The organism is Tsukamurella hominis, assembly GCF_965137015.1.
Lineage (GTDB): Bacteria > Actinomycetota > Actinomycetes > Mycobacteriales > Mycobacteriaceae > Tsukamurella > Tsukamurella hominis.
In genome coordinates, this window is the sequence record NZ_CBCRZG010000020.1 from 71,118 (window position 1) to 77,677 (window position 6,560).

The window sequence follows — 6,560 nt, forward strand, 5'->3', positions numbered from 1 at the left end:
GCTGGAGGGGTGACGATCAGTGTGTTCGAGCTGTTCTCGGTGGGCATCGGCCCGTCGAGTTCGCACACCGTCGGGCCCATGCGGGCCGGTGCGGATTTCGCCGACGAGCTGCGGTCCTTCCCGTCGACGGTGCGCGCCGTGCACGTCGACCTGTACGGCTCCCTCGCCGCCACGGGGCGCGGGCACGGCACCTTCGTGGCCGTGCTCCTGGGGCTCGAGGGCAACCGGCCGGAGACCGTCGATCCCGAGTACGTCGAGAAGCGCGGGGCCGAGATCGAGGCCACCCGGACGGTGCTCTTCGCCGGGCGCGACGAGGTCCCGCTGTGCGCCGAGCAGATCGTGCTGCACCCGCTGACGGTGCTGCCGCGGCACACCAACGGGATCCGCTTCCGCGCCGAGCTCGCCGACGGTGGCGAGCACGAGGCCGTCTACTACTCCGTGGGCGGCGGCTTCGTCGAGCGGGAGTCCGGTGCCGAGACGGTGAATCCGCTGGCCGGCAGCCCCGGCGTTCCCCACGACTTCGACACCGCTGCTTCGCTGCTGGAGACCTGCCCGCGCACCGGTCGAACCGTGCCCGAGCTCATGCTGGAGAACGAAATCGCACTCCGTCGGGCCCGTACGGGCGAGGACGAGCACGTGGCGGAGCGCGAGGTGCGTGCCGGGCTGCTGCACATCTGGGAGGTCATGGAGGCGTGCATCGAGCGGGGCTTCCGCGCCGAGGGCATGCTCCCCGGCGGACTGGGGGTCAAGCGGCGCGCGCCGGGGCTGTACCGCCGGATCATCGATTCCGACGGTGCCGACGCGATGGACTGGCTCAACGTGGCGGCCATGGCCGTGAACGAGGAGAACGCGTGCGGCGGCCGCATCGTGACCGCGCCGACCAACGGCGCGGCCGGGATCGTGCCGGCGGTGCTGTACTACGCGCTCAAGTTCCGGCCGCATCTCGCGGAACGTCGCGAGGAGACGGTGTGCGACTACCTCCTCACCGCCGCCGCGATCGCCGTGCTCTACAAGCGACGGGCCTCGATCTCCGGCGCCGAGGTGGGCTGCCAGGGCGAGGTGGGCTCCGCGTGCTCCATGGCCGCGGGCGCGCTCGCGCAGGTCATGGGCGCCACGCCGGCGCAGGTGGAGAACGCCGCCGAGATCGGCATCGAGCACAACCTGGGCCTGACCTGCGACCCCATCGGCGGGCTCGTGCAGATCCCGTGCATCGAGCGCAACGCCATCGCCTCCGTGAAGGCCGTCAACGCCGCCCGCATCGCCCTGCACGGCGACGGCACGCACCGCGTCTCGCTGGATCAGGCCATCGAGACCATGCGCCAGACCGGCGCCGACATGCTGTCGAAGTACAAGGAGACATCCCTCGGCGGCCTCGCCGTCAACGTCCCGGAGTGCTGAACCGAAACCTGTCGGTCGCCCTCGCTAGGGTGGCGGCATGGACGTGCTGACGGTGGCTGCGGTGTGTTTCCGGGACGAGGCCGGGCGGGTGCTCACGGTGCGCAAACGGGGCACCGACGCGTTCATGCTGCCCGGCGGCAAGCTGGAGCCGGGGGAGGCCGCGATCGACTGTGCGGTCCGCGAGATCGACGAGGAGCTGGGTGTCGCGCTGACGACCGAGGACCTCACCCACTTGGTGTCCTGGCGCGGCCCCGCCGCGAACGAGGCGAACACCGACATCGAGTCCACCGTCTTCGTTACCGCGCTGCGCGTCGAGCCGCGGGCCGCGGCCGAGATCGCCGAGGCCCGCTGGCTGGACCCGGCCGACCACGGCGACGTCACCATCGCGCCGATGCTGGAGCAGTACCTCTTCCCGCGGCTGGCGGGCGCCCCCAGCGCATGAGGATCACCCAGCCCCAGGCGCGCCGGATCGCCCTCGCCGCCCAGGGCTTCGAGCCGGGCTTCGTCGGCGCCGCAGCGCCGACGATGCGGCAGGTGCAGAAGACGATCGACCGGCTCAAGCTCATCCAGATCGACAGCGTCAACGTGGTCGCCCGCAGCCAGTACCTCCCGGCCTTCGCGCGCCTCGGCGACTACGACACCACGCTGCTCGACCGCGCCCGCGACAAGAACCCGCGGCGGCTCGTCGAGGCGTGGGCGCACGAGGCCTCGCTGGTGCCGCCCGAGACGTGGCCGCTGCTGCGGCACCGTCGAACTGCGGACCGGGTGTCGCAGCGGTTCGCGAGCTACGACGCCCGTCACCCCGGCCAGCTGGACCGGCTGCGCGGCGCGCTCGCCGAGCTGCCGCCGATCACCGCCCGCGCGCTCGAGGCGCACCTGGAGCACGAGCAGGTGGTGGAGAAGACGCACTGGGGGTGGAACTGGTCGTCGGTGAAGGAGGGGCTGGAGGTGCTCTTCCACGCCGGCGAGGTCACCAGCGCCGGCCGCACCAGCCAGTTCGAGCGGCTGTACGCGCCCACCGCGTCGGTGCTGGGGGAGCTCGCCGAGCACGAGGTGTCCGACGAGGAGGCGTTCGTCGAGTTGCTGCGCCAGTCGGCGAAGGCGCACGGTATCGGGACGGTGCGCTGCCTGCGGGACTACTTCCGGCTGTCCACGGCGCAGGCGGCGCCCGCTATCGAGAAGCTCGTGGCCGCAGGCGAACTGATCCCGGTGGAGGCCGACTGGTGGGCCGGAACCGTCTACCTGCACGCGGAGGCCAAGCGTCCCCGGGCGATCGCGGCTCGGGCCTTGCTCTCGCCCTTCGACCCCGTCGTGTGGCAGCGCGAGCGCGCCGAGGCGCTGTTCGACTTCTTCTACCGGATCGAGATCTACACGCCCAAGGAGAAGCGGGTGCACGGCTACTACGTGCTGCCCTTCCTGTTCGGCGACCGGATCGTCGCGCGCTGCGACGTGAAGGCGGATCGCGCCGCCGGTGAGCTGCTGATCCACTCGACCTCGTGGGAGCCCGGTGGCCGTGACGCCGCGTCGGAGGCCGCGCTGGAACAGACCGTCGCCGAGATGGCCGCTTGGCTGGGCCTGGAGTCCTACCGGCTCTGACTATTCGGTGTGGTTCCGGGACCGGCGCTTCTTCGCGGCCGCTCGGAACCGATCCTCGAGCCGCAGCAGCGGGTACGCGATGACGAGCGCCACGAGTACGACGAGCACTTTCGCGACGAAGGGTGACGGGTCCATCCAGCGGACCACGGTCGACTTCACGATGTACACCGCCGCGACGATCGCGGGGACCAGGACGATCAGGTTCAAGGACAGACTCACCCAGTCGACGCCGCCGAGGAAGAGCGTGCCCATGTCCTTGCGGAGCGTCGTCGCATGCGCTCCGTCGGTCGGGGCGCCGCGTCGTCGCCGCAGCGCGATCACGGCCCGGTCGTAGCCGCGGGCGAGGCCAACGGTGGCGGCGATCGCGAGCACGATCACGGCGAGGGTCCACCAACCGGAGGGGATGGCGGAAGACGAGCCGAGCACCCAACTCGCAGCAGCATCGATCGCGACGAGACACGCTGCGAACACGAGCAGGTGGGCCGCCAGATAGACGATGCCGACCACGATGAACACCGGGATCGCGAGCAGACCCCAGGCTGCGAACCGATCCTTCTGCGATGCGAACCCCACAGCAGCAGTCTACGTCGAGTACGACAGTGTGCATCTGTCGATCAGTATTCGGTGTGAACCTCGGCGGTCGTGGTGATGGCCTCGAACACGCGGTACAGGGCGTGCGCGTCGGGCCGGTAGTGGCCGGGGTCGGGCGCCGAACGGCGCGAGGCGCCGTCCCACATCTTCTTGGTCACCGCGGCGTAGTCGAACCGGTATCCGGCCCGCGCGGCGACGAGCTGCAGCAGCGTCTTCGCGGCGCGCCCGTTGCCCTCGCGGAAGGGGTGGGCGCAGTTGAGGTAGGCGTACGCCGTCGCCGCGCGGTGCGCGTAGGCCCGCCGCGCGCTCTCGCCAGGCGCGGCCTGCGCGAAGGGCTGGTGGGGGAGCTGCAGGATCACGGTCGCGTCCGCGAGGTACCGCTCGATCAGCGCCGCCCCGAAGGTCTGGTCCCGCAGCCCCATGTCGTAGCGGCGGAACACGCCCGCCCACGGGTAGATCGCGCCGAACAGGGCGCGGTGGATCGCCACCAGATGCGCCCCGTCGAAGGTGGCGGGCACCGCGACGAGCCCGGTCTCGATGCCGTACTGCTGGGCGGCCCCGACCTCGAACTCCAGCTGCCGCAGCACGTGCGGATCGCGGATCCCGAAGCGGTTGCGCAGGATCCGCGTGCCCGGATAGAACGTGTCCGGGAAGTCGAGCGGCACGTCGATGCAGTCCGGCGGGCCGATGTCGGCGCCGGCGAGCGCGCGGTCGATCGCGGCGGCGACGTACTCGTCGAGGGTGACGGCGCCGTCCGCCAGCGCGAGCAGCCGTTCGGTGTCCAGGGGCGTCGGCGCCCAGCCCTCGAGCACGCTGTTGGCGATCGCCCCCATCACCGTCGCCCGATCCATCCCCGCAGCTTATCGAGACCGGCGCTCGTGAAACCGGCCGAATCCTGGCGTACGAGGCCGATATGGGCTTCGTAACGCCTGAATCGGCCGGTTTCACGACGGATTCAGCGGGTGATCTCGACCTCGCGGGTCAGATCCAGCAGGTCGAGGAAGGCGCGGTCGTGCGAGACGACGACGAGCGCCCCCTCCCACGACTTCAGCGCCTCCACCAGCAGCTCCACCGACGGGACGTCGAGATTGTTGGTCGGCTCGTCCAGCGCCAGCAGCGACGGTGCCGGGTCCCCGAGCAGGGCGATCGCCAGGGCGAGCCGCAGGCGTTCGCCGCCGCTGAGGGTGCTCACGATCCGCTCCGACTGCCGCCCCCGGAACAGCATCCGCGCCAGTGCGGCGTGCGCGTGCTGCGCGTCGAGGTCGGGATGGGCGTCCCGGACCGCGTCGAGCAGCGAGCCCTCCTCCGCGGGCCCGAAGCGGACGTCCTGCGGGACGTAGCCGATCACCGTCGGAGGCTCCGCGGCCCGGGCGGCGGCGATGGCGCGGCGCAGCACCGTCGTCTTGCCGGCGCCGTTGGGGCCGACGAGCGCGATCCGCTCCGGACCCACGACCTGCAGCGGACCGTCGTCGAGCTGGAGGCGGTGCACGCCAGGCCCGGGCTCGGGCATGGCGATGCGGACCGAACGGTCGTCGCGGACGCCCTCCCGGGCCTGGTCGAGGGCGTCGCGCGCGGAGTCGACGCGGTCCTCGTGCAGGCCGCGGTGCTTGCCGGCGGAGACCTCGGCGGCGTTCTTCCGCAGGCCCGCGATGATCTTCGGCACCCGCTTCTCGGCCTCGGCCTTCGCGGCGAACCGCGCGCGACGGTCCAGCTTGATCTGCGCCTCCACCAGGTCGCGATGTTGCGCCTTGAGATCGACCTTCGCCGAGGTCACGGCCTGCTCCGCCGCCGCCTGCTCGGCGTCGAGCACCTCGCGGTAGTGCGAGTAGGGCCCGCCGAACACCCGGACGGACCCGCGATAGAGCTCGACGGTCGAGTCCATGCGTTCGAGCAGCGTGAGGTCGTGGCTGACCACCACGGCCGTGCCGGCGAACCGCTCCAACGCCTCGGTGAGCAGGCCGCGGGCGCGCTCGTCGAGGTTGTTCGTCGGCTCGTCGAGGAGCAGGGTGTCGGGCCGCAGCAGCAGCTGACCTGCGATGGCGAGCAGGGTGGCCTCGCCGCCGGACAGCGTGCCGACGGTGCGGTCCAGGGCCCCGAGCCGCAGGCCCAGGCCGTCGAGGACGGCGGTCGCGCGCTCCTCGACGTCCCAGTCGTCGCCGACGGCCTCGAAGTCCTCGGGTTCGGCCGAGCCGCCCTCGATGCGGCGCAGCGCGGCGACGGCGCCGCCGATGCCCAGCGCGTCGGCGAGGGTGTCCTCGGGTCGGGCCTGCGGGTGCTGCGGCACGTAGCCGACGACGCCCGTGCCGCTCACCGAGCCCGCCGTCGGGGTGATCCGACCTGCGAGGATGCGCAGCAGGGTGCTCTTCCCGGCACCGTTGGCGCCGACCAGCGCGGCGCGTCCGGCGGGGATGGTGAAGCTCAGGTCGTCGAAGACGACGGTGCCGTCGGGCCAGCGGAGGGAGAGTGCGGAGACAGCGAGAGAGGTAGCCATGAATGCTCCTTGAGGTCGTCAGGGGCCGCGACGGGTGGAGTGGTCACACCGGGCGTGCGGCAGGGCCGAGGACGTCTCAGGACAGCATGGCGATGAGTGTAGACAAAGGTGCTTGCGCTTCGCACCGGAATTTCCGGGGGAGTGCGGTGTGATCTGCGTCCCACTCCGCCCCGTGGTGCTTGTGCGGCGCGCGGTGTGTGGTGCTACTTTCAACACATGTCCGGGAGTCTTGAGGCCCATCTGCGCGTCGGTTATGAGACCGTCGCGCTGGGCTGCCGTCTCCCCATGGTTCGCGTGCACTGTCGAATGTGTTGCTGCTGAGCGTTCCCGCTCGCAATTCCGCCGGCCCTTCCATCTGGGCTGATCCGTTCGACAACTCCATTCCACGCCAGCGCCCGGGGTAGCCCCGGAGGTCGCGGCGTACGCACACACTTCGAGGAACCATGACCGTCGTTGATCTCCCCGCCGTTTCCCCCACCCGCGC

Annotated in this window: 6 protein-coding genes; 3 read left to right on the forward strand and 3 right to left on the reverse strand. The window is 71.3% G+C overall.

The window, feature by feature from the left end; genetic code table 11:
• The first annotated feature begins 9 nt into the window (after positions 1 to 9).
• The 3 genes from ACM9LD_RS20350 to ACM9LD_RS20360 are packed head-to-tail and all read left to right on the forward strand — an operon-like array spanning position 10 to position 2,994.
• Positions 10 to 1,398 carry an L-serine ammonia-lyase gene (locus ACM9LD_RS20350; protein ID WP_415678365.1) on the forward strand — a complete coding sequence of 463 codons (1,389 nt, stop codon included), beginning with the start codon at positions 10 to 12 and terminating at the stop codon, positions 1,396 to 1,398.
• A gap of 37 nt (positions 1,399 to 1,435) precedes the next feature.
• Positions 1,436 to 1,840 (forward strand): NUDIX hydrolase, encoded by a 405-nt coding sequence (locus ACM9LD_RS20355; RefSeq protein WP_415678366.1) that lies wholly within the window; start codon positions 1,436 to 1,438, stop codon positions 1,838 to 1,840.
• Positions 1,837 to 2,994, forward strand: a complete 1,158-nt coding sequence (locus ACM9LD_RS20360) for a winged helix-turn-helix domain-containing protein (protein ID WP_415678367.1) — start codon at positions 1,837 to 1,839, stop codon at positions 2,992 to 2,994. The genes ACM9LD_RS20355 and ACM9LD_RS20360 overlap by 4 nt, the downstream gene beginning before the upstream one ends.
• Here ACM9LD_RS20360 and ACM9LD_RS20365 read toward each other — a convergent pair whose 3' ends face one another.
• The 3 genes from ACM9LD_RS20365 to ACM9LD_RS20375 form a co-directional block, all read right to left on the reverse strand.
• The gene (locus ACM9LD_RS20365) at positions 2,995 to 3,567 is read right to left on the reverse strand and encodes a hypothetical protein (RefSeq protein WP_415678368.1); all 573 of its coding nucleotides are present in this window, start codon (positions 3,565 to 3,567) and stop codon (positions 2,995 to 2,997) included.
• A 41-nt stretch (positions 3,568 to 3,608) separates the two neighbouring features.
• Positions 3,609 to 4,436: a Fic family protein gene (locus ACM9LD_RS20370; protein WP_415678369.1), complete on the reverse strand. Its 828-nt coding sequence runs from the start codon at positions 4,434 to 4,436 to the stop codon at positions 3,609 to 3,611.
• Between the two features lie 104 nt (positions 4,437 to 4,540).
• A complete protein-coding gene (locus ACM9LD_RS20375) occupies positions 4,541 to 6,076 on the reverse strand; it encodes an ATP-binding cassette domain-containing protein (protein WP_415678370.1) in 1,536 nt (511 codons plus the stop codon).
• Positions 6,077 to 6,560: the final 484 nt, after the last annotated feature.